Here is a 23,336-nt window from a genome sequence, read left to right as displayed (position 1 = left end):
CACATTCTTCATATGAAGAATGTGCTTTTATTTTATTAACGCTTAATCCAAACAGCACCTGCAGACTTATCCTCTGCTTGTCCAACAACTTGGAATTTAAGACCAAGATTTGGCACTTTTCGTCCTGCATCAGCAATTTGCTTGTTACTGTATACTTTTGAATCATCAAATGTTGTAACACCTTGTAATCCAGCATAATTAAACTGTCCACGTGTTAATGAATTTACACTCCATACTGGTGTTTGATCAAATGAAAATGCAGCGTCTGCAATTTGCATGCCTGTATTACCGTACGCTGGTTTCCCGTTCAAATTACCAACAAACGCTTCTGGATGAGAGTCTACAACCCCAAGGAATCCTTCACCTGGATGCACCCCAACCCAGTTATCTTTGAAACTATCATCTGCATACCAAACGACAAGACCTGTATTGTATACCGGACCTCTTCCTGCTTTTAATCCATTATCTGATCCAGCGTAGTTTCTCCACTCTAAATAATAATAATGAGCTTTCTTCTCTGTCCCATCAGAAACAACGAATCCATTTAACTGCATTTTTGACTGTCCTTCTGCATCATCAGAAAACACATCTTGTCCATCAACAGTTACACTTACATTATCCATCGCGAAACCTTTATATGTTACAGCTGGATCTGTAATGTAGTCGAATTGTAGTTTCACTTTCTTCCCTTTAAATTGACTTAAATCGTATGATTTATCAATCCATTTCCCATCTGTTGTATCTTTATCTCCTTGTACTACTTTTTCTCCAAGTCTATCAATTAATGTTTTTGTTCCATCTTCTGTTACTGCATGTACTTCAACAAAATCGCACTCTGCTTCTAACTCATAATTTGCTTTATAATCGAATTTTGCATTTGTTCCTTTTGTTAAATCAAAGAATGGTGTCTCTAGTGTTGTGTGCATATCATCTCCTCTTGTACTATAATATGCATGCTTTCCAAACTCAGGTTTAATCGTTTCAACACTCTTACCTGGCAAATTAACACGTACAACACCTGGACGATTTGATTTCGTAACACTTTGATCAATATATGTAGGAATTCCTACACCACGCTTAATTTTATCGTAATCTACTTCTAAAATTTTCGCCCAGTTGCCACCCATATTCTTTTGTAAGAAGTCTTTATTTTGTGGTGAAAAACTAGTCGGCTCTGTTCCTGCAATTTTTCCTGTCCAACTGCCTCCACTCATTAATGACCAAGCTTCAACAGGTGAACCATTTCCAGTATATTTCGTATCATATTCATCCGGTAAACCAAGGTCATGTCCAAATTCATGTGCAAACACACCTACAGCGCCATCTTCTGGTTCAATTGTGTAATCATGCGCTGCTACTTTTCCACCAAAGTAATCTACCTTTGATTTTGTCCCTTCAATCGCTACTGGATCTGTAGCTAATTTTGAACGATGTGACCAAATTGCATCATCACCTAATTTACCGCCACCAGCTTCTTGACCAACACCAGAATGAATTACCATTAAATGATCAATTACACCGTCAGGTTCATTTTGATTCCCATCGCCATTTGTATCATATCTATCGAATTGATCGAACTGAGATAAGTCTAACCCTTTCTCAGCAGCTGCATGTAAAGCTTCCTTCACTAAATCACGTGCACCTTTTGGTCCTTTATTATCGTGACCACTGCTACCATCAGCTCCATAATCAGATGCTTTTCCTGGAACAGTTAGCCACTCCGTTACATATCCGTCTGTCGTATAGCTACCGCCAGACTGCTCTTCATAATATTGTTTAAACGTTTTTACTTTCGAACCATCAAATAATGTATAAGGCTCATTACCAAACAACATCTTTTGATAATGTTCTCTACTAAAGTCTTTCGAATACATATAACCTGGTGTTTGATCAATATTATTATGTTTATAATCACTAAATTCAACGAGTAGCACTAATACTTTATCAGATCGAACAGATCCCTTATATGGAGCTTGCTTTGCCTTAGAAGTTGGAACTTGTCCATTCAATTGCTTTTTATTTGGTTCCGGCTTTTGCTCAGGGCTAACATTTTTTTCAGCCTTCTTTACGTTCTCCTTTTCTTCCATCTTCTTCTCTTTTACCTTTTTCACGAAATCAGATGCTTCTTTTGCCGTATCCTCTGGAAGAATTTCTTTATTCGCTTGATCTCCTTGCTTCTTTTCAATATACTGCTCGACAGCTTTTTTCGTCTCTTCTTTAGAAGATGCTGGATTAATTGTTCCTCTTTCTTTCAGCGCTTCCGCTAAACGATCTTCTTGAATTAAATTGTAATCAATTGGTGTTGTAGACACATTATCTTTTTCTTTCGCTGGCGTTTCTGCGTATGCTAACGGAGCACTCATTACAGATGTACATCCGATAATTGCCGCAATTGCTAACGTTGATAGTACTTTAAATGGAGCTTTTCTTTTCATCCTCTGTCTCTCCTTTTATAAAACTTAAAATTCAGATAAATAAGTGCATTTAAATCGAAATCCCCGCTTTCTACCCTCCCTATATAAAAAGGCATAATTCTATAAACGTTAAGCTTTCTGTTATAGAATCATGCCCTCCAGTTTTCTGGTCAGACCCTCTATCTTTTTATCCCACTATTTGCTGGGCAGTAAGACTCCCACCTCAAAATTCGACGAACGCGAGGAAGTTAGGCGGGAGATAACTTCCCGTAAAAGCCCGATGGGGGATGACCCCCCCACTGATTAAAGTTTTACTTTATATCGAAATATAAAAAACAAAGAGTGATTTGTATATATTAAATAGCTTATATTAAAAATTTAAAAGACAATATGCAAAATTGCATGAAAATTCCTTCAAATAAAAAAAGAACCCTAGTCAATTAAACTAGGATTCTCGATTTCATATTATTTCTCTTGTGTTTTTTCCCAATCAGCTAAGAATTTCTCAATCCCTTGATCTGTTAATGGGTGCTTCACTAATGAAGCAATTACGTTTGCTGGGATTGTTGCAATATGTGCACCATTTAGTGCTGCGTCAGTTACGTGAACGCTGTGACGTACAGATGCTGCAATGATTTCTGTTTCAATGCCGTGAATTGCAAAGATTTCTGCGATTTGGCGAATTAAGTCCATACCGTTATGACCGATATCATCTAGGCGACCTAAGAATGGTGAAACGTATGTCGCACCAGCGCGAGCTGCAAGTAATGCTTGAACTGCTGAGAATACTAATGTAACGTTTGTACGAATTCCTAAATCTGAAAATGCTTTTACTGCTTTTAAACCTTCCGTTGTCATCGGTACTTTTACAACAACGTTTGGAGCAATCTTCGCTAATTCTTTTCCTTCTTCAATCATTTTATCAGCTTCTAAGCTAATTACTTCTGCACTTACAGGTCCTTCTATAAAGCTGCAAATTTCACGAATACGCTCATGGAAATCTACGCCTTCTTTTGCTACAAGTGATGGGTTTGTCGTTACTCCAGCTACTACGCCTAATGCATTTGCCTCTTTAATTTCGTTAATGTTTGCTGTATCAATAAAGAATTTCATTTGTTATTCTTCCTTCCTAATTTTCATTTTATATTTATTTATTTTTTTTAATAAGCTCTAATTCAATCGGAATAGATTTGTCCACTTTTTTACCTTGTGTTATTTCTTTTGCTGTTTGCATCGCCTTCTCTCCGATTAATTCCGGTTTTTGAGCGACTGTTGCAGCCATACGCCCATCGTTAACCGCTTTCACAGCATCGTCTGTTGCATCAAATCCAACAACTACTACATCCGTTTTCCCAGCAGATTTTAATGCCTCAAGTGCCCCTAATGCCATTTCATCGTTATGAGCAAATACCGCTTTAATATCGCTATTCGCTTGCAAAATATTTTCCATAACAGATAAACCTTTTGCACGATCGAAATCAGCTGCTTGTTTTGCTACTACTTTTAAAGACTTATCAGCTACGTTATGGAATCCTTTCCCACGCTCACGAGCAGCTGAGGATCCAGGGATTCCTTCTAACTCAGCAACGTTCGCTCCCCCGCCAACTAATTCACGAATGTAATCACTAGCCATTTGACCACCTTCGATATTGTTAGAAGCAATGTGCGAAACAACTTTACCTGAATTCGCAACGCGGTCTACTGTAATAACAGGAACATTCGCTGCATTTGCCGCACTTACTGCTGAAGCAACAGCATCTGAATCGGTTGGATTAATAACAACTACGTCCACACCTTTTTGAATTAAATCTTCAACATCGTTCGTTTGCTTTGCTGCATCGTTTTGTGCATCAACAGCAATCAATTCAATGCCACTATCTTTCACTTTCTTTTCTGCACCTTTTTTCAAAGTCACGAAAAATGGATTGTTTAAAGTTGAAACAGAGAATCCAACTTTAATAGTTTTATTTCGACCTTTATCGCTAGAATCCTTTGCCCATTCTGGTGGTTCCATTGAACAACCAGCAGTAATGACCATAATACATGCAACGAGTATAAGTAACCATTTCTTCATGAACTGCCCCTCCATTACGCTTCTTTTCGACGATCAATTAATACAGCTAGTAAGATTACAAGTCCTTTTACAACTTGTTGGAAGAAAGAAGATACACCTAATAAATTTAAACCGTTATTTAGTACACCGATAATAAGTACACCGATGAATGTACCAACAATCCATCCTCTTCCTCCAGAAAGACTTGTCCCTCCTAATACAACTGCTGCAATTGCATCTAATTCGTAAGAAGTACCCGCAGTCGGCTGTGCTGAATCTAATCGTGATGTTAAGACAATACCTGCAAGCGCTGCCAAGATTCCGGAAAGACCGTAAATCATTACTTTAATTCTCGTAACATTAATACCTGATAGTGCTGCTGCTTCTTCATTTCCACCAATTGCAAATGTACGGCGACCAAATGTCGTTTTCTTCAAAATGAAGTACAGCACTGCGAAAGCGATCATCATTGTAACAGCTGGTACCGGAATACCAAGAAAATAACCGCGGCCAAACATTTGGAACATTAAATGATCACCAAGACCAGTGATCGGACGTCCGTCCATATAAACAAGCGTCAACCCACGAAAAATAGTCATTGTTGCTAAAGTCGCAATAAATGGAGCTACTTTTCCTTTCGCAATGATGATACCGTTTACAATTCCCATTACAAGACCAGCAAGTAGTCCAACTGCCATTGCAAGGAACGGGTCCATGCCACTTGCCATCATTCCAGCAACAAGTGCACTTGATAATGCTAAAATAGAACCTACCGATAAGTCAATACCCCCTGTTAAAATTACAAAGGTCATTCCGAATGCAATAAGCGCATTAATCGATACTTGACGCAGTATATTAAATAAATTTGGAATTTCAATAAATGCTGGATTTAAAGCTGTAATTACGACAATAATTAATACTAAACCGATTAAAGAACCGAGTTGTTGTAATACATTCCCCTTCTTAGCCATCCTTACTCTCCCCCTGTAGCTAGTGCCATTATAGACTCTTGTGATGCCTCATCTTTCCCTAAAATACCGCCGACTTTTCCTTCATGAATAACAAGAACTCGATCGCTCATCCCTAAAACTTCGGGCAGCTCAGATGATACCATAATAACGGCATCTCCTTGTTCAGTAAGCTTATTCATAATAGAGTAAATTTCTTTTTTCGCTCCAACATCCACACCTCTTGTTGGCTCATCTAAAATGAGTAACTGCGGATGAATACCTAACCATTTCGCAATTACAATCTTTTGCTGATTTCCACCAGAAAGAGATTTCACCGCTTGCTCTCCACTAGATGCTTTCACATTAAGAAGTTTCATCATGTCCTCTGTAAACTGTTGTTCTAGTTCGTTACTAAGGACACTTCCCTTTGAAAGACTTTCTAAATTCGGTAACGCTAAATTTTCTCGAATTGAGAAATCTAACACTAATCCTTCAGACTTTCTATCCTCTGTAATGAAAGCAATTCTTTGTCTAATTGCATCTATCGGACTATCAATCTTTACTTCTTGTCCGTTTATAAAAATTTGTCCAGAGTCTAAAGGTTCATATCCAAATATCGCTTTCATAATATCTGTGCGACCAGCTCCCATCAAGCCAGCTACACCAAGAATTTCACCTTTTCTAACTTGAAACGAAACATTTTCAAATTTCCCCTTTTTCGTTCCGTTACGCATTTCAAAAATCACTTCACCAATTTGACTATTTCGCTCTGGGTAACGTTCACCAATGCTGCGCCCCACCATCATACTCACTACTTCATCAAATGACGTTTCCGGAATTAATCTTTTCCCTACATATTCTCCATCACGCAAAATTGTAATAGCATCACATATTGAGAATATTTCTTCCATGCGGTGTGAAATGTAAACGAATGAAACCCCTTCTTTACGTAACTTATTTATAACTGTAAAGAGCGTTTCAATTTCACGATCCGTCAGTGCCGCAGTTGGTTCATCCATAATAATAACGCTTGCGCTTGTCATCAATGCTTTCGCAATTTCAATAATTTGCTGTTGTCCAACTGATAGCTCTCCTGCTAACATAGCACCTTTTACATGTAATCCTAGCTCCGCCAATTGCTGCTGCGCAATCGCGTTCATTTGACGAGTACGTAAAACACCTGTTTTCCCATACATTAACTCTTTACCGAGAAACATATTTTCAGCTACTGTTAAATTTGGCAATATGTTCAGTTCTTGATGTATAAATGCAATGCCGTACTCTTCCGCCTCTTTCGCATTTTTAAAAGTGCGTTCTTGCCCATCAATCGTGACTGTTCCACCATCTTTTGTATATACACCTGTTAAAATCTTCATGAGCGTCGATTTACCCGCTCCATTTTCCCCCATCAATGCATGGACTTCTCCTGCTTCAATCATAAACTGTGCATTTTTCAAAACAGGATTTCCACTGAACGCCTTTGAAATGTTTTTCATTTCAATACGCATTCTCATCACTTCCCTTTATTAAAAAATCACGCCTGCATGCAAAATTACATTGGCATAAGGCGTAGCCTCTCCTGTACGGATAATTGCCTTCGCTTTTTTTGTATTTTCTTTAAATTGTTCATGTGATACATATTCAAATGCTGGTTCTTTTAATTGCAGCTCAATCTCTTTATTTACTTCCGCATTATTGATAATGACTTCTTCTGCTAACGTCACTTTTTCAATTGCCATATCATCAGCTACAACTTGTAATACATCTAAAAAACTCGGCTTTCCAAGTTCAACAGCTAAATCAATTCGCTTTACTCCATCAGGAATCGGTAATCCGCAATCAGCAATTACAAGCGTATCTGTATGTCCGAGTGAAGCCAGGACTGCCGCAATCTCACTGTTTAATACACCGTGCTTTTTCATCCGACAATCACCTGCACTTCACGTACTCTATCTCTCGTCGGCATACCGCCTTGTGCCCCAAGTTTTGTTACAGAAAGGCCTCCAGCAATATTCGCAAAACGAATTGCTTTTTGAAGCGTTTCTCCTTCAGAAAGTGCAACTGCTAACGCACCATTAAATGTATCACCAGCTCCAGTCGTATCCACTACATCAACAGCAATGCTAGGAATATGTAGAATCTCCGTACCATTATGGAAACGAACACCGTTAGAACCTTCTGTCATCAATAGTTTATTTGGATATTTCGCCAGTAAATCTTCAATTGGTGATGTAAAATCATCTAATACAATGCGGCACTCATGTTCATTTGGCGTAATATACGTTGCCTTTTCTAATATGTCTTCTGATAACACTTGTGCTGGCGCTGGATTCAACATAACTGGAATTTTATGTTCTTCGCAAATAGATAGAACATACTTTACTGTTTCAAGCGGAATCTCTAATTGTAGAACAACCATATCAGCTTTTACGAGAAGATCTTTTGAACGATTTACAACCGATTCATTCACAAGAGCATTTGCTCCTTGTACGACAACAATACTGTTATCCTCTTCTGCTAAAACGATATGAGCAATTCCTGTCGTTCTATCTGTAACCGGTACCACATAGTCGATAAAAACACGTTCGTTCTCTAAATTTTTTCTAACTACTGTTCCGTAATCATCATTTCCTACTGCTCCAACCATTGCTACATTGGCACCTAATCTAGCTGCAGCAACTGCTTGGTTCGCCCCTTTCCCTCCTGGGATCGTATGAAATGCTTCACCAATTACTGTTTCTCCTGCTTTCGGCCGTTTCTTTGAAACAGCCACTAAGTCCATTGAAATACTACCTACTACTGCAATATTTGGCATCTGTTTCATCTCCTTACTTCGTTGTATTTCTTTCTATAATTTTAATCGGTAAACGATAGTGTTTCTCTTCCAATGCATTTCCTTCCATTTGCTCTAACAACAACTCTGTTGCAATTTTCCCCATCTCATATATTGGCTGTGCAACAGTTGTAATAGATGGATACATCATTTCTGTTAAAGAAATTCCATCGAATCCGATAATTTGTAAATCGTCAGGAATAGCCATTCCTTTTTGAAGTGCAGCCTTTACAATACCAATTGCAATTAAATCATTCCCAGCAACAATACCATCAATATGCGGGTATTCTTCTAATAATTCCATTGCTACACGCTCACTATTTGCTGGGTCAAATGTACTCTCTGCAATCATATATGAAAGATTATTTTGCGTAATGATATCTACAAAACCTTCAAAACGCTCATTCGCTGTACTTACATCACGTGGTCCACGAATATGTGCAATATGTTTGCATCCTTTATCTATTAACAACCTTGTCGCATCCTGACTTCCTGCATAGTTATCAGCATATACAGTAGGAATACGCTCATTAAACATACGGTCAATCGCAACGACTGGAACTGATAAATTCATGTAATTTATACTATTTTGTGGATTCGTTGCTACAATAAATCCATCTACATTATTTTGTCTAAGTACATCAATGTATTGTTTCTCTTTTTCTAAACTTTCATCAGAGTTACAAAGGACAACTGTGTAACCTTGTTTATGTGCTACATCTTCTACGGCACGTGCAACTTCTGGAAAGAATGGATTCACGATATTTGGAACTACTAACCCAATTAAACGAGATTTTTTATTATATAAAGAACGCGCTACTGTACTAGGTTTATAATCTAGCATTTCAATTGCTCGTTCTACTTTCTTTAACGTATCCTCATGAACATATCCATTTTTATTTAACACTCTGGAAACGGTCGCAACAGATACTCCCGCTAATTTCGCAACGTCTTTAATCGTACTCATTCTCTTTTCTCCTCATTTCATGTAACCGTTTACAGAAAATAATATAACGCATTTATAAAAATACGTCAATCATTTCTCACAAAAAAGCTTTTAAGGTTATACTCAAAAAAGCATCGCCTAATGGCGATGCTTTTTCATTACGAATATGATACAGTTTTTTCTTGTTCTTCTACAGCAGGCTTTTCAGCATCTTTTTTACGATCCGACAGTTTAATTTTCTGTAAGAAAACCGTAAAAATAGCGCCTACTACGATAAATACTAATCCTGTTAAGAATACAGTATGAAGTGAGTCTACTAAAGAATTTTTCAAAATTGGTACGATACTGTTAGCAAATGCTTCTGGCATTTGTTTTAATGCCTCTGGACTAAATAGCATCGAATATAAACCTTGTGGGTCTGTATGAATCATATCTTTAAATTTTGTTACCATTTGTCCCGCTTCTTTCGGGAATGTATCTAATACAGGTACTAACTTATTTGTTAATGTTGTACCTGACGTGTTATTCATAATTGATCCTAAAATTGTAATACCGAATGTCCCACCGATTTGACGGAAAAACTGACTTGATGATGTTACGACACCAAGGTCTTTTTTCGGGAAGCTTTCTTGTAACGCTAATGTTAATGTCGGCATTACAAGGCCCATTCCTAAACCGATAACCATCATATAAGAAGTTGCAGTCAGTTTAGTTGTGTGCATATCCATCGTTGTTAATAACCAGAAACCACCAGCCATAATAAGCATACCTGCGATAATTTGTGGTTTTACACCGACTTTTAATACAAGTTGCCCACCAATAATACTCATAACAATCATTGTAATCATCATCGGTGTCATAATCGTTCCCGACTCAGCAGCACTTACTCCTACAATACCTTGCATGAAGAATGGTACGAACATAATCGCACCGAACATTCCGATACTCATAAAGAATCCAATCGCATTAAGTATTGTAAACGTACGGTTTTTAAAGAAATGCATCGGTAAAATTGGTTCTTCAGCTTTCGTTTCAACGATAACGAAACTAACGATACCAATTACAGCTAGTGCAAATAAACCGATAATTTGCCAAGAATCCCATGCGTAATCTTTTCCGCCAAACGTTAACGCAAGTAATAAACTTACAACACCAAGAATCATCGTAAAGATTCCAGCGATATCAATTTTAATTGGTCCCGTTTGTTTATGTGATTTTAATCCCATTGCGATAAAGATTGTTGCTAAAATACCGACTGGCAAGTTAATGTAGAATACCCATCTCCAGTTCACTGCGTCTACAATCCAACCACCAACTTGTGGTCCAATTACAGAAGCAAGACCGTATAACGCACCAAAAATACCTTGCCATTTCGCACGTTCTTTTCCCGTGAACATGTCTCCAATAATAATCATAGCCATCGGCATCATAATACCGCCACCAAGACCTTGAATACCACGGAAAATAATTAATTCTGTCATACCATTTGCCATACCACATAACGCTGAACCAATCATAAAAATAACTAGCCCTGTTATATATACGTTACGACGCCCAAGTAAATCCGCTAATTTACCTGCAATTGGTACGACTGTCGTTGATGTTAACATATAAGCTGTTGTTAACCATGTCATTAAGCTTAGTCCGCCAAGTTCACCAACGATACGCGGCATCGCTGTACCAACGATTGTTCCGTCTAACGCAGCAAATAGCATCGCAATTACTAAACCAATTAACAACAACTTTCTATTTGTATTGCCTTGTTGCTCCATGTAATCTCCTCAATTCCTCTTATTTATTCTCTTTTTTCTCTTGTGTCCCGCAAATAATGGTTTCTAACTTTTCAAAGAGGCGCAACAAATCTTCTCGTTCTTGTAATTCTAATTGTGAAAAGTATTTTGCGATATGCTCATTACGAGCTGCCATCGCCTCTTTTACTGTATTTTTCCCCTTTTTCGTTAGCTCAATGACAACAACACGGCGATCATTATCATCGTGATAACGCTCTACTAACTCATGATCAATTAAACGGTCGATCATTACTGTAATGGCGCTCGGTTTTACATACATTTTCTCCGCCAATTGTGTCGCTCTTGAAGCTCCGTAATGATCTAAAATCTTTAAAATATAAAATTGCGGTGGTGTAAGTCCTGATGCTTGCATTTGTTCCAATAGCTCTGTTTGCATTTTCTTTCCTATAGCGAATGTAAGAGCTTGAATCTTATCAATATGAGTCATATCATTTGGCATGTTATCCACCTCTTATTTAAACAATAAAATATTTAACGTATTTAAATATTAATCCCACGAACAAAATCCGTCAATACCTTTTATTCATAAAAACGTTTACATTTTTGTCACAAAGTTGTATAATTTTCGTCGAAGTTAATATTGACAGTCACGGAGAATCGGAGTATACGGCTATGAATCATAAAAAAGGGAACTTTTTTATATTTCATGGCCTTTTTATATTCTCTCTGTCTTAAACGCTTCCAATTAATTAGGGGAGGATTTTCATTTTATGTTTTTCACACAATTATTTAAACCTGCGCCCCATGCAGAACGCTTACCAGCTGATCGCATTGATAGTGAATACCGTAAATTACGTTTACAAGTATTTTTAGGTATCTTCATCGGTTATGCAGGTTACTACTTTGTTCGAAAAAATTTTTCACTAGCAATGCCATACTTAATTGAACAAGGCTTTAGTAAAGGGGAACTTGGGGTTATCCTTTCAGCAGTATCTATCGCTTACGGATTAAGTAAATTTCTTATGGGTATCGTATCCGACCGTTGTAATCCTCGCTACTTTTTAGCAGCTGGGCTATTTTTATCAGGTATCATTAATATTATTTTCGGCTCATTTTCTTTCATTACAACGAGCATTATACTTATGTTTGTACTTCAATTTTTAAATGGATGGGTACAAGGGATGGGATGGCCTCCTTGTGGTCGTACGATGGTTCACTGGTTCTCTATTAGTGAACGTGGTACAAAAATGTCTATTTGGAACGTCGCTCATAACGTCGGCGGCGCACTTATGCCTTCTCTCGTTACATTAGGCTTATACTTCTTTGCAAATGACTGGAAAAGTATATTTTACTTCCCAGGTATTCTTTCAATTTTAGTTGGTATTTATGTATTAATTACGATGAGAGATACACCCCAATCTTGTGGATTACCTTCTATTGAGGAACATACTGGCGAATATCCATCAGGTGAAAAAGTGAAAGATCGCGAACGCGAACTTTCGGTAAAAGAAATTTTATTTAAATACGTACTAAACAATAAATTTTTATGGTACATCGCTATCGCGAACGTTTTCGTATATTTCGTACGTTACGGCGTTGTAGACTGGGCTCCTACTTATTTAGTAGAGGAAAAAAGCTTTACTCATAGTAGCTCACGTACAGCTTACGCTCTATATGAATGGGCTGGTATTCCAGGTACACTTCTTTGCGGATGGATGAGTGATAAACTATTTAAAGGACGCCGCGCACCTGCTGGTATTTTATTTATGGTCGGTGTATTCATTGCCGTTCTTGTTTACTGGCTAAATCCTGCTGGTCACCCAATCATTGATAGTATCGCACTTGTTTCCATTGGATTTTTAATTTACGGACCTGTTATGCTAATTGGTCTTCACGCACTTGACTTAGCACCAAAGAAAGCTGCTGGAACTGCAGCAGGCCTAACTGGTTTCTTTGGTTACCTAGGCGGAGCTACTTTTGCTAGCGCAGCTATGGGCTTTATTGTAGATGCATTCGGATGGGATGGCGGATTCATTTTATTACTTGTATCTTGCGTACTTGCAATGTTCTTCCTTGCCCTTACTTTAAATACAGGATCTGCAAAGTCAAAACAAGCTTAAACAAAATATAAATATGTAAACAAACATAAAAATAGCTCTTAGCGTTTATTCTATACGCTAAGAGCTATTCTTTATTTACAGCACTTTTCTTACTAGCTATAACAATCAATTCCTTCCCTACTATAAAATTAAAAAATTTGATGAAATACCTTTATTAATACAGCTAACGTAACAGATGCAGCAAATCCCCCTAAACAAATTAAGCTTACCCCTTGACTATATGATAAATTTTGAAATGATTTCATACCTTCCATCCTCCCTATCTCCCCTTTGATACTTTTATTTTACCAATGGGAAAATTTTCATAACATCGATTTTCCTAACAACAAACTTACAAATTTGTAAGTTAACATCTTTTCAACTTATATATCTAGTATTTCCACAAAAGGATGTCATTTATACATAAAAAAAGACCTCGGGTATCCCAAAGTCTTAGTTACGTGCTATTTCATTTTATTTTATAATCATTACTGGACATTTCACTCGTTTTGCTATTTTATGACTTACGCTACCAAGCATCATTTCTTGTAATGTATTTAATCCTCTGCTCCCAGCAATAACAAGATCTATATCCCCTGTATTTACATATTGAACGAGCGTATCACCAGGATCACCATGCAGAATCGTAAATTTATAAGAAATCTTCTCTTCCTTTAATAATCCTTCAATCTCTTTTAATTTATCTTTCCGACTAGCTGATATTGTTTCAAAATCTGTTTGTCCGTGTATAATATCTGATTTTGCTGTTCTATTATCTACGACATATACAATTTCAACATTTGCTTCTTCACTACATTTCGCAATATGTATTGCATGCTCCGCTGCCCGAAGTGCATGTTCAGAACCATCACATGCTAATATAATTTGTTTGTACATATGCTGAATCCCCTTTTCGTTATCCTACTCGTATTATATAATAAAGCCCCCTAAAAAGGAGGCTTTTAACTAGCAATTCTTTTATTATAAGTTGCTAAATTTGCAACAAGTTTTGAGCTACGTTCATTTAATCCCGTTATACTTACTTTCACACCACTTTGTTCATACTTCATGATAACTTTATCAATTGCGGCCACTGCTGAATCATCCCATACGTGTGCATGAGTAAAGTTCATTTCAATTTCTTTTACATCTTCATCAAATGAAAAAGCATTTATAAAATCTGCCGTAGATGCGAAGAATAGTTGGCCATGAATTTCGTATATTTTCTTATTTTCAATATATAAATGTTTCACGTGAATCTTTGCCATGTTGAATGCAAATAAAACAGCACTAATTACTGTCCCGATGATCACGCCTAATCCTAGATTGTGGGTGATAAGAACAACGACAACCGTTACGATCATGACGAACGCATTTCCTTTTGGCACTTTATGAATCGTCGCTACAGAGTTCCAATCAAATGTTCCAATTGAAACCATAATCATAACTGCAACTAAAGCTGCCATCGGAATATGAACAACATAATCACCTAAAACAAATAGTAATACGATTAAAAATCCGCCCGCTACAAATGTTGATAAACGCCCTCGTCCACCTGACTTAATGTTAATAACAGATTGGCCAATCATTGCACATCCTGCCATTCCTCCGAAAAATCCAGCAACAATGTTCGCAATCCCTTGTCCACGTGCCTCTTTATGTTTATTACTTTCCGTATGCGTCATATCATCTAAAACTGAAGCTGTTAATAATGATTCTAGTAAACCGATAATTGCAAGCATAACTGCATAAGGTAAAATAATCCCTAATGTCTCAAGTGTAAAAGGCACGTCAGGAATACTAAAGAACGGTAATTCTTTCGGCAGGCTTCCCATATCTCCTACTGTTTTCAACTGTAATCCGCTCATAAGTGCAATACTCGTCACAATAATAATTGAAATAAGCGTAGACGGCACAGCCGTTGTAATACGTGGAAATAAATATATAATTGCAAGTCCTAATATAACGAGTGCATACATTTGCCAAGTTGCATTTTTAAAATGTGGCAATTGCGCTGTAAAAACTAAAATTCCAAGTGAATTTAAAAAACCACTCATAACAGATTTCGGAACAAACTTCATAAATGAGCTCAGTTTGAACACGCCAAAAATAATTTGGACAATACCTGTTAATATTGTTGTAGCAAATAAATATTGCAAACCATGATCTTTAACGAGCGTTACCATTAATAATGCCATTGCACCTGTTGCAGCTGAAATCATTCCAGTTCTTCCGCCAACAAATGAAATGGTAACTGCAATACAAAAGGCGGCGTATAGTCCAACTGTCGGATCCACGCCTGCAATAACAGAGAAGGCTATCGCTTCAGGGATTAATGCTAAAGCAACGACAATTCCTGATAACACGTCCCCTCTCACATTAGAAAACCAGTCATTTTTTATCGTTTGAAACAAAATACCACTCCTCTACTCCTTTATAATTTGATTTTCTCCATAAGAAAATCTAGCCGACTGCACGAAGGCTATTATATAACGAGTAAAGGATATTATGCTATGTAAAAGTTTCCTAAAAAAAGACGCTATCTTCATAGCGTCTTTTCTCGTTTCATTAATGTCCACCGTGACCTTGACCACTCTCTTGGATAATCTCTAATCTCTCATCTAATATTCCTTGTGTTTCAAATGAAATATTACTCGTACTACCTAAAAGGAAGCCATGGTTATATGGTCCCAGTGTTGGGTCATCTTTAAACTTCGGCTGAATACTAGCAAGGAAGTCATAAACTGGTTGTGAAGCTTTACCTTCCCCCAGCAAGACAACAGGTGCGTGTTTACCCATATGTGAAAAAGGTGCTCCTGCAATTGCTAAGTCTGGTGTTTCGCTTGAAACAAATGACAAACCGTGACCTGGTTTTGTGAATCCCCAGCCGAATTTTGTTTTTTCATCTTTAAACTTCGCAAATGCGATAGAATTTTCTACTGGTGTCTCTCCACTAATACGCGTTACTTTCCCATATTTACTTAACTCTCGTTCTACTTCTTTTGAAACGATTTTCTCTGGTCCTAACACATATATATTCGCTTTATCTTTTCTCATCTTTAACGCCTCAATTGTCGCTTCTGGCACTTTATTCTTTTCTGTATAGAGTAGTGGCTCTGGCATATGAGAAATCCAGTTTACAGCTGGTGTTGTATACAAACGTCCTTCTTCTTCAGACGAACCGACAATAACGCTATTTGGATAGCTTCCTGTTATATCGGCATATTCTTTATCAACATCTTTAGCAAATATAGCTGGATCCGTTTCTTTTATTTGCTTTACTTTATATTCTTTTAATTGCTCAAGGATAGATGCACCTACATCCCCCATCACCATAATTTGTGTTCCATCTTTCGTTCCGAGCGGATTTAATCGTTTTATTTCTTTTAACGTCATTTCAGGTACCTTTTCTTTTTCTATAAATAAAATCGGCCCATTATTCGGATGGTGAATAAGATCCGCACTCGCAATACCTAATTGCCACTCATTTACTGGTACTAAAATAATAGCGCCTGGCTGATTCTCTTTATGCGTTGCTGGCCATATCGTTTGCGAAGTTAGTACTGCCATTTGCAATGGATCATTTGTATTTAATCTCGTTATATTTTTTAAACTTGTTGTTAATAAATCATTAGATGCCCCTTTATTCATTTCTTTCGGCGCAGTTACCTCTTGATTCATTTTCATCTCTTTTTGCTCTGTTTTCTTCTCTTTTGTAGATTCATGATTTTTATGTTCCATATCATTCGTTTGCCCACATGCTGCAAGACCAACCGCTGTAATTATTGTTATCCCAAAAACTCGGGTCACTTTTTTCACTATACCGCCTCCGTATCAATCGTTTTCGAGCCAATATGATTACCTAAATTAGAATTTCACCTTTACAATAACAAGCAATTCTGAAGAAATTATGCAGATGCATGATAATCTGCACCATTTCTTCATGATTTTGCATTACACTTTAAGTAACGATTATAAATATGGAGGGCTCTCTATGATTGATATACTGCTCGTAGACGATGAACCGAGAATGCTTGAATTATTAACGCTTTATCTTACACCAATTGGATATAACTGCGTATGTGCGACTTCAGGAGAAGAAGCTATTTTACATATAGAAAATCGAAACTTTAAATTTGTTTTACTCGATATTATGATGCCAAAGATGGACGGATGGGAAACGTGCAAAAAAATCCGCTCATTTAGTAACATTCCTATTATTATGGTTACAGCTCGTGATCAAACAGTAGATGTTGTTCAAGGATTAAAAATTGGAGCCGATGATTACGTAACGAAACCTTTCCATGAAGAAGAACTTTTCGCAAGAATTGAAGCCGTTTTAAGACGTACAAATGAACATAAACAAATCCAATATCACGGTATTGTATGGGATGAAACAAAACACTTCATTTCTGTCCATAATGAAGAACTCCTTCTCACACCAATTGAATTTTCTTTACTCGGATTATTTTTACGCCATGTGAACTACGTATTAAACCGTGATCAGCTCATCGAACGAATTTGGGGGTTAAACACAAATACAGAAGATCGCACAGTCGATTCACATATTCGTAATTTACGTGATAAATTGCGAAAAGCAAATTTCCCTATTGATCATCATTTAAAAACCGTGTATGGAGTAGGTTATCGATGGATTGATACTGAACAGTAAGGGGCAAAACGATGAAACGAATTTCAATTCAATTCGGATTTTATTTTTTAATTGTTACACTTTTAATTGAAAGTGTTCTCTTTATTTTGCTCTATTATAGTCTTGTAAACACTAGAGTAAATGAAGAAATGACAGCTTTATTAAAGCGAGGAAATAGTCATCGAGATGTACTTGAAAAATATTACGATGAGCAAACCATCTCTCACGTAGCATTAATGGAATCTGAAGCTGAAACAACTGTCGTTATTACAAATGCAAATAAAGAAATACTAGCTAAATCTAACGAAATAAACACGACTATAAACGATCATATTAGTAAAATGCAAACTCGAACAGACCATAATGGAGAGATTATAGAAAATCATTGGAAAACATCTAATTATATATGTACAGTTAGCCCCATTGTAGTAGATGGAAAACATGAAGGCTATGTATACATGTTTCTTGGAACAGAATCAATTGAAAAGTTAGTTAATGGATTAACGAAACAATTCATTATTGCTGGTGCCATCACGTTTCTACTCACAGTCATCACAATTTTCCTATTATCACGTTTATTAACAAAACCATTGTTACACATGAAACATGCAACTGAAAAAATGAGTAAAGGCGATTTGTCCGTTTCATTAACGACTACTCGAAATGATGAAATTGGTGAACTAGCATCATCTATTCAAACGCTCGCAAATGATTTACATTATATGAAAACAGAGCGAAGTGAATTTCTAGCAAGTGTTGCTCACGAATTACGAACACCGTTAACATACGTAAGAGGTTATGCTGACATTGCTTTAAAAGAAAGCACCCCTTCTGAACAACGTTTGCGATATTTATCAATTATAAAAGATGAGTCTGATTACATTACAAACTTAGTTCAAGATTTATTTTCACTCGCACAAATGGAACAACATAACTTTTCTATTCAAGTAAAGGAAGTGCATTTACACACCTTCCTTACTCGCATAGCTGAAAAAGTAAACGCCATGTATAAAGAAAGATATATTAAGGTTTCTTTCTCTTGTCCTCCTACACTGCTAGTAAACTTAGATGAACAGCGATTTGAACAAGTTATAGTAAACATTTTAAATAACGCTTATAGACATTCAAAAGAACATTCTCATATAAACATTTCTATTACAGAAGAACATAAACGTATCTCCATTACAATTGAAGATGAAGGCGAAGGTATTCCACCTGAAGACCTCCCTCACATTTTTGACCGCTTTTACCGTGTCGATAAAGCAAGAACACGATCTACAGGCGGAACTGGTTTAGGGCTATCTATCGTAAAAGAAATTGTAGAACTACACGGCGGAAATATTATTGTAACGAGCGAAGTCGATTACGGGTCTTGCTTTATAATTTCATTACCATCTATAAAGAAACACGACTACCATCAATAGTCGTGTTTTTTTATCACTTTACTTTATAATATAAATTTACAAATTGCCCAAAACGTTTCGTATCCGTTAAAGTTAAATTAATTTCCGGATTCTTCGCTTGAAATAACGGAACTCCAGAACCTAATATGTGAGGGGTAATCGTGACAACATATTCATCAATTAGATTATTCTTAAAGAATTCTCTCAGTAGACTCCCTCCACCGACCATCCATATTTTAGACCCTTCTTGCTCTTTCAACCTTTTCGTAAACTCCACTACCTCTTCATTTACAAAATCCACGTGTTCATTTGAACCTTTTTCTGAGTTAGAAAAAACATAACATTTTTTATCTACATACGGGAATGTTTCCATATGCTCTACTACATAATCATACGTTCTTTTTCCCATAATTATTGTATCAATCGTTTCGTACATTTCTGTATAACCGTTATCTCCCTCTCCTTCCGTTTCCATTAACCACTCTAAATCATCATCTTCTTTCGCAATATATCCATCTAAGCTCGCCGCAATAAATAAAACTATTTCACGTGACATATTTTTTCCTCCTTACATCTCATCTTGATAACATTATGATGTAAACAATATACTAACAATAAAACACGACAATTTATGTCATGTTTAAAAAGAAAAAAGGTGATACATTTGTCAAAAGCTAAACGCTTATTAGATATTCTTATATTTGCTTCTGCGAAAAAAGTATTTACAGCTCAAGAAATAGCTGATGAATTTAATATTTCTGTTCGTACTGTCCATAGATACATTTTAGATTTAGGTGATATGGGATTACCCATTTACGCTGAACAGGGTCGCAACGGAGGATATAAAGTATTAACGAATAGAGTAATTCCGCCTATTTTATTTACCGAAGAAGAAGCAGTCTCCATCTTTTTTGCCTTTCAATCTTTAAGCTACTACAGAGACTTGCCTTTTAATACAGAAATCAATTCTGTTACTCATAAACTATATAGCTCTCTACAAAATGAGGCGAAAGCGAAAGTTGATAAAATACGTTCTTATATCGCCTTTTGGAATCCGAAGAGAACAATTGAGACACCACTTTTAAACGAAGTGTTAACAGCGGCTATTGAAAATAAAAATTTACACTTTCAATACGAATCTAAATCGGGGATAAAAACAAAACATGTTCATCCTATCGGTGTATATGCTCATGATGGGCTATGGTACTTACCGTCCTATGACTATGACAGGAAAAAGGTATTACTGTATCGCATCGATCGTATTCTTTCTATATTATCAACGGAAGAAAATGAGGATACATTCATGAATTTAGAAGAGTGGTTTGCCTCTAACTCTAACTCTAACTCTAACGTAGTACACAGTCCTACTCAGTTACATGTTTTACTGACAACAGAAGGCGTACGCCAATGTAAAAGCGTTCCTTATCTTGAGGAATTCGTTGAAGTAAACGAAGATGGGACAGGATATATACATTCAACAATTGATAAAGGTGAAATCCATTTTATTACGCCTTTATTTTATAGACTGGGAAAAGATGCACGAGTTTTAGAACCGAGAGAATTGATAGATGGTTTACGTATACGTGCGAAAGAAATTTTAAATATGTATGAAGACTAAAAAGCTGCTAAATATAAGCAGCTTTTTAGTCTAGTTATTCCTATTGTTTTATTATTGACGAATATCGAACCACCAACGATTTTTCGCATTCATATTCTCCGTCCCACTAAACCCACTGTAACGGAAAGCATCAAGGAAGATTGAATCTAGCTTATCCTCATCTACAAAATAACCTAAGTTAACTTTTACCGTTTGTCCTGGTCGGATACTGCCAATATTGTAAAAACTTTTTCCGTCTCCATGAGGTTCTAAATAATCAACTTCACCCGTCATAATATTTCTTTCTGCAACTCCATCTTTCCCAGCATAATTCCATACATTACCTTTAGATTTAAGCACTTGTATGGATGGAGTCATATAAATTTCTTCTGTTGCCTGTTTACCTATATTTTTCACTGTTGTTGTCAGGTAGACAAATTTAGGATGAACTAATTTTGACTCTACTAATTGATCAATTGAATCTTTACCATTTCCAAATTTATATTTATCCCGTCTATATGGTATCAATTGTCCAGCTTGATCCAAAGCTTGATTCTTGCTTAGTATCCCTAAGCCCATTTCATTAAAGTTCTCTTGTTTAAAATCTTTGATTGAATCAAAGACTTCAACTTTTTCTATCACATATTCAACTTGGCTGTCATCCATCGTTATCGTGACTGGAACTTTTTTCCCTATATGAAATAGCCGTTTGCTATCTTTTTTCAAAGGAATCACCTTAGTTTTTTTAGGTTCATCTGCTTTGCTAAAACGATTTTCATCATATTCTACTATATGTGATGCCTTTTCTTTTGACGTAGGCTCAAGTGAAATGCTCCCTAACACTTCCATCATTTGTTCTTCGTTTATATCGGATCCAATATAACTCTCTAACATAATCCCTTCTTTCTCAAAAAAGAGAAAGACCTTTCTGTCAAACATTACATTGTTGTTTCCTGTTTCTTTATGGACAATTACTGCTTTCCTACCATTTATCTCTTTTTCTTCATAACTTTTCGAATACAGAGTTTGAAAATCTGTATTTTCCCCTACCCTCCGAAGAGCGAATGAAAATCCCCCCATTGCGTAGTTATCTTTAAATGAATATTTCATAGCACTATCATCAATTGCTTCCATATTTTCTGGCAATTTACCAATCTTCAACTTATACCACTTATCACTCTTTTTCGAATCCTTATTTGTTACTGAAACATTTACTTCGTAATTTTGTTTTTGGACAATCATATTATAGACTTTCACTGCCCCAAAAACTGTTGTCGGCATGCCAATCAATAAGCAAGCAGCAGCGATTAACATACGATGTTTTTTACGCTTTTTCTGCGGTTGTCCATCTTTCAGCTGCATTTCCTCCATAAACAATTTCTTTTTGCGCGTATATGTATGTGAAAATTCATGCTGTTCTTCGAGTTTATCAAAATCATCTAAAGCAATTTTTTCAGCAAGTTCATATATTTCTTTGGAGTTCTTTGAATTCGTCATGTTGTATACCTCCTATCATATTTTGAACTCGTTTTCGAGCGCGTTCAAACTGCTTACGGACATTGGCCTCCGTTATCCCCATGACACTTGAAATTTCTTGATACGTTAAGTTATAGAAGACTTTGTACTTAAACACCTGTCTGTTCGATTCATTTAACTCTTTTAGCAATGTATCAATTTGAACCTCAGACATTTTACGTTTTTCCCACTCTTCAATATTTTCATCTACTGCTTCTATTGATTCTCTTTCATATTCTTCTAAAAATGTTTCATGTCGTTTATTTTTCCGGTAACTATCAATCGCCTTGTTTTTCGCGATCCTCAAAATGTAGCGTTTAAGCTCTTGAGTAGCCAAGCTATGGAGCTTTTCCAAGTTCTTATAAAGAGTAATAAACGTCTCTTGAACCGCATCTTCAGCCTGCTGAATATTATTTAAAATAGAATAAGCCACATAATAAATTTTTTGTTCGTACAACTCATATAGCTCTTCCATCTTTTCATAATCGTTGTTTGTAACTTTCATATAATTCCTCCTCTCATTCTATATAACGAATGAGCGATATACTTTGTGACACTGCAGCATTCTTTAATAGATAAAATTTAATAATAGAATAAACAAAAGCCCAATTTCTCTATTTTAACTGAGAAATCGGGCTTTTGTTTATTAGAATTTTCCTGACTGTCCCCTTAAGAATATCACTCTTACGCCTTTTCGGGATGCAGTATGTTCTCTATCGCTTCTTTTAACAATGTCTTTGTTTCTTCAAAGTTATGATTCTGTTTTTCTCCAGGTTGTACCGTATAAAACTCGGCAAACGAGCGCTCTTTATATCTCGGTACGACATGCATATGGTAATGCGTTAACTCATTAAAGATTCCACCATTTTGACAAATTGTAACTCCATCTGGTTTATATAATGACTTAATCGCTTTTACAATAAGCTTAGAAGCATCCATAATCGATTTTGCTACAACATCATCTAATTCGTCCACTTCTACAACATGATGCTTTGGCACAATTAAAATATGTCCTGGATAGAAAGGGGCATGATCTAAAAAACATGTTACATATTCATTTTCATATACTTTATATATTTTTTCCTCTTTGTTTGCTAATTTACACCCTAAACATTCCATTAAAT

General features: G+C 36.3%; 22 protein-coding genes. 4 read left to right on the top strand and 18 right to left on the bottom strand.

Features of this window, described 5'->3' with window-relative positions; all coding sequences use genetic code 11:
* Window positions 1-35 precede the first annotated feature (35 nt).
* From inhA2 to F0362_RS03445, 10 genes are all read right to left on the bottom strand, one after another.
* Window positions 36-2,435 (bottom strand): M6 family metalloprotease immune inhibitor InhA2, encoded by a 2,400-nt coding sequence (inhA2, locus tag F0362_RS03490; RefSeq protein ID WP_149889653.1) that lies wholly within the window; start codon window positions 2,433-2,435, stop codon window positions 36-38.
* A 444-nt stretch (window positions 2,436-2,879) separates the two neighbouring features.
* Window positions 2,880-3,527, bottom strand: coding sequence for a fructose-6-phosphate aldolase (fsa, locus tag F0362_RS03485; protein ID WP_000667666.1), 648 nt, complete (start codon window positions 3,525-3,527; stop codon window positions 2,880-2,882).
* Window positions 3,528-3,561: 34 nt separating this feature from the next.
* Window positions 3,562-4,488 carry a ribose ABC transporter substrate-binding protein RbsB gene (gene rbsB / locus F0362_RS03480; RefSeq protein WP_149889652.1) on the bottom strand — a complete coding sequence of 309 codons (927 nt, stop codon included), beginning with the start codon at window positions 4,486-4,488 and terminating at the stop codon, window positions 3,562-3,564.
* A 14-nt stretch (window positions 4,489-4,502) separates the two neighbouring features.
* Window positions 4,503-5,438, bottom strand: coding sequence for an ABC transporter permease subunit (gene rbsC / locus F0362_RS03475; protein WP_001074641.1), 936 nt, complete (start codon window positions 5,436-5,438; stop codon window positions 4,503-4,505).
* 2 nt (window positions 5,439-5,440) lie between these two features.
* Window positions 5,441-6,925 carry a ribose ABC transporter ATP-binding protein RbsA gene (gene rbsA / locus F0362_RS03470; RefSeq protein ID WP_001217695.1) on the bottom strand — a complete coding sequence of 495 codons (1,485 nt, stop codon included), beginning with the start codon at window positions 6,923-6,925 and terminating at the stop codon, window positions 5,441-5,443.
* Window positions 6,926-6,943: 18 nt separating this feature from the next.
* Window positions 6,944-7,339 (bottom strand): D-ribose pyranase, encoded by a 396-nt coding sequence (gene rbsD, locus F0362_RS03465; RefSeq protein ID WP_000716145.1) that lies wholly within the window; start codon window positions 7,337-7,339, stop codon window positions 6,944-6,946.
* The gene (gene rbsK / locus F0362_RS03460) at window positions 7,336-8,232 is read right to left on the bottom strand and encodes a ribokinase (RefSeq protein ID WP_001132876.1); all 897 of its coding nucleotides are present in this window, start codon (window positions 8,230-8,232) and stop codon (window positions 7,336-7,338) included. Before rbsK ends, rbsD begins: the two co-directional genes overlap by 4 nt.
* 13 nt (window positions 8,233-8,245) lie before the next feature.
* Window positions 8,246-9,217: a ribose operon transcriptional repressor RbsR gene (rbsR, locus tag F0362_RS03455; protein WP_000104025.1), complete on the bottom strand. Its 972-nt coding sequence runs from the start codon at window positions 9,215-9,217 to the stop codon at window positions 8,246-8,248.
* A 137-nt stretch (window positions 9,218-9,354) separates the two neighbouring features.
* Window positions 9,355-10,968, bottom strand: a complete 1,614-nt coding sequence (locus F0362_RS03450) for an MDR family MFS transporter (protein WP_149889651.1) — start codon at window positions 10,966-10,968, stop codon at window positions 9,355-9,357.
* Between the two features lie 19 nt (window positions 10,969-10,987).
* Window positions 10,988-11,446, bottom strand: a complete 459-nt coding sequence (locus tag F0362_RS03445; protein ID WP_001132370.1) for a MarR family winged helix-turn-helix transcriptional regulator — start codon at window positions 11,444-11,446, stop codon at window positions 10,988-10,990.
* A 271-nt stretch (window positions 11,447-11,717) separates the two neighbouring features.
* Between F0362_RS03445 and glpT the strand changes: the two genes are divergently transcribed.
* The gene (gene glpT, locus F0362_RS03440) at window positions 11,718-13,067 is read left to right on the top strand and encodes a glycerol-3-phosphate transporter (RefSeq protein WP_000466380.1); all 1,350 of its coding nucleotides are present in this window, start codon (window positions 11,718-11,720) and stop codon (window positions 13,065-13,067) included.
* 128 nt (window positions 13,068-13,195) lie between these two features.
* Here the strand turns inward: glpT and F0362_RS03435 are convergent, their stop codons facing one another.
* The 4 genes from F0362_RS03435 to F0362_RS03420 form a co-directional block, all read right to left on the bottom strand.
* Complete coding sequence (locus F0362_RS03435) at window positions 13,196-13,312, bottom strand: DUF4027 family protein (RefSeq protein ID WP_000834733.1); 117 nt, start codon at window positions 13,310-13,312, stop codon at window positions 13,196-13,198.
* A gap of 208 nt (window positions 13,313-13,520) precedes the next feature.
* Entirely contained in the window at window positions 13,521-13,943 is a 423-nt protein-coding gene (locus F0362_RS03430; protein WP_000277986.1) for a universal stress protein, read from the bottom strand.
* 65 nt (window positions 13,944-14,008) lie between these two features.
* The gene (locus F0362_RS03425; protein ID WP_000487907.1) at window positions 14,009-15,460 is read right to left on the bottom strand and encodes a SulP family inorganic anion transporter; all 1,452 of its coding nucleotides are present in this window, start codon (window positions 15,458-15,460) and stop codon (window positions 14,009-14,011) included.
* 154 nt (window positions 15,461-15,614) lie between these two features.
* A complete protein-coding gene (locus tag F0362_RS03420) occupies window positions 15,615-16,865 on the bottom strand; it encodes a cell wall-binding repeat-containing protein (RefSeq protein ID WP_149889650.1) in 1,251 nt (416 codons plus the stop codon).
* 175 nt (window positions 16,866-17,040) lie between these two features.
* Between F0362_RS03420 and F0362_RS03415 the strand changes: the two genes are divergently transcribed.
* Both F0362_RS03415 and F0362_RS03410 read left to right on the top strand, forming a co-directional pair.
* On the top strand, window positions 17,041-17,718 hold the full coding sequence (locus F0362_RS03415; RefSeq protein ID WP_000565472.1) for a response regulator transcription factor: 678 nt from the start codon (window positions 17,041-17,043) through the stop codon (window positions 17,716-17,718).
* 11 nt (window positions 17,719-17,729) lie between these two features.
* Window positions 17,730-19,121, top strand: coding sequence for a sensor histidine kinase (locus F0362_RS03410; protein ID WP_000822530.1), 1,392 nt, complete (start codon window positions 17,730-17,732; stop codon window positions 19,119-19,121).
* Window positions 19,122-19,134: 13 nt separating this feature from the next.
* Here F0362_RS03410 and F0362_RS03405 read toward each other — a convergent pair whose 3' ends face one another.
* A complete protein-coding gene (locus tag F0362_RS03405) occupies window positions 19,135-19,656 on the bottom strand; it encodes a dihydrofolate reductase family protein (protein ID WP_000085758.1) in 522 nt (173 codons plus the stop codon).
* Window positions 19,657-19,731: 75 nt separating this feature from the next.
* Between F0362_RS03405 and F0362_RS03400 the strand changes: the two genes are divergently transcribed.
* Window positions 19,732-20,718, top strand: coding sequence for a helix-turn-helix transcriptional regulator (locus tag F0362_RS03400; protein WP_149889649.1), 987 nt, complete (start codon window positions 19,732-19,734; stop codon window positions 20,716-20,718).
* Window positions 20,719-20,769: 51 nt separating this feature from the next.
* Here the strand turns inward: F0362_RS03400 and F0362_RS03395 are convergent, their stop codons facing one another.
* The 3 genes from F0362_RS03395 to F0362_RS03385 all read right to left on the bottom strand — a co-directional run bounded on the left by F0362_RS03395 (window position 20,770) and on the right by F0362_RS03385 (window position 23,331).
* Window positions 20,770-22,194, bottom strand: a complete 1,425-nt coding sequence (locus F0362_RS03395) for a DUF4367 domain-containing protein (RefSeq protein ID WP_149889648.1) — start codon at window positions 22,192-22,194, stop codon at window positions 20,770-20,772.
* Entirely contained in the window at window positions 22,160-22,717 is a 558-nt protein-coding gene (locus tag F0362_RS03390) for an RNA polymerase sigma factor (protein ID WP_000869268.1), read from the bottom strand. The genes F0362_RS03395 and F0362_RS03390 overlap by 35 nt, the downstream gene beginning before the upstream one ends.
* Window positions 22,718-22,896: 179 nt before the next feature.
* Entirely contained in the window at window positions 22,897-23,331 is a 435-nt protein-coding gene (locus F0362_RS03385) for an HIT family protein (RefSeq protein WP_000388979.1), read from the bottom strand.
* Between the last annotated feature and the right edge of the window lie 5 nt (window positions 23,332-23,336).

The sequence above is a fragment of the Bacillus sp. BS98 genome (assembly GCF_008432245.1).
In the GTDB taxonomy this organism is placed as follows: Bacteria; Bacillota; Bacilli; order Bacillales; family Bacillaceae_G; genus Bacillus_A; species Bacillus_A toyonensis.
The sequence above is the reverse complement of the archived record's forward strand: the minus strand, read 5'-3'. Positions and strand labels throughout refer to the sequence as shown.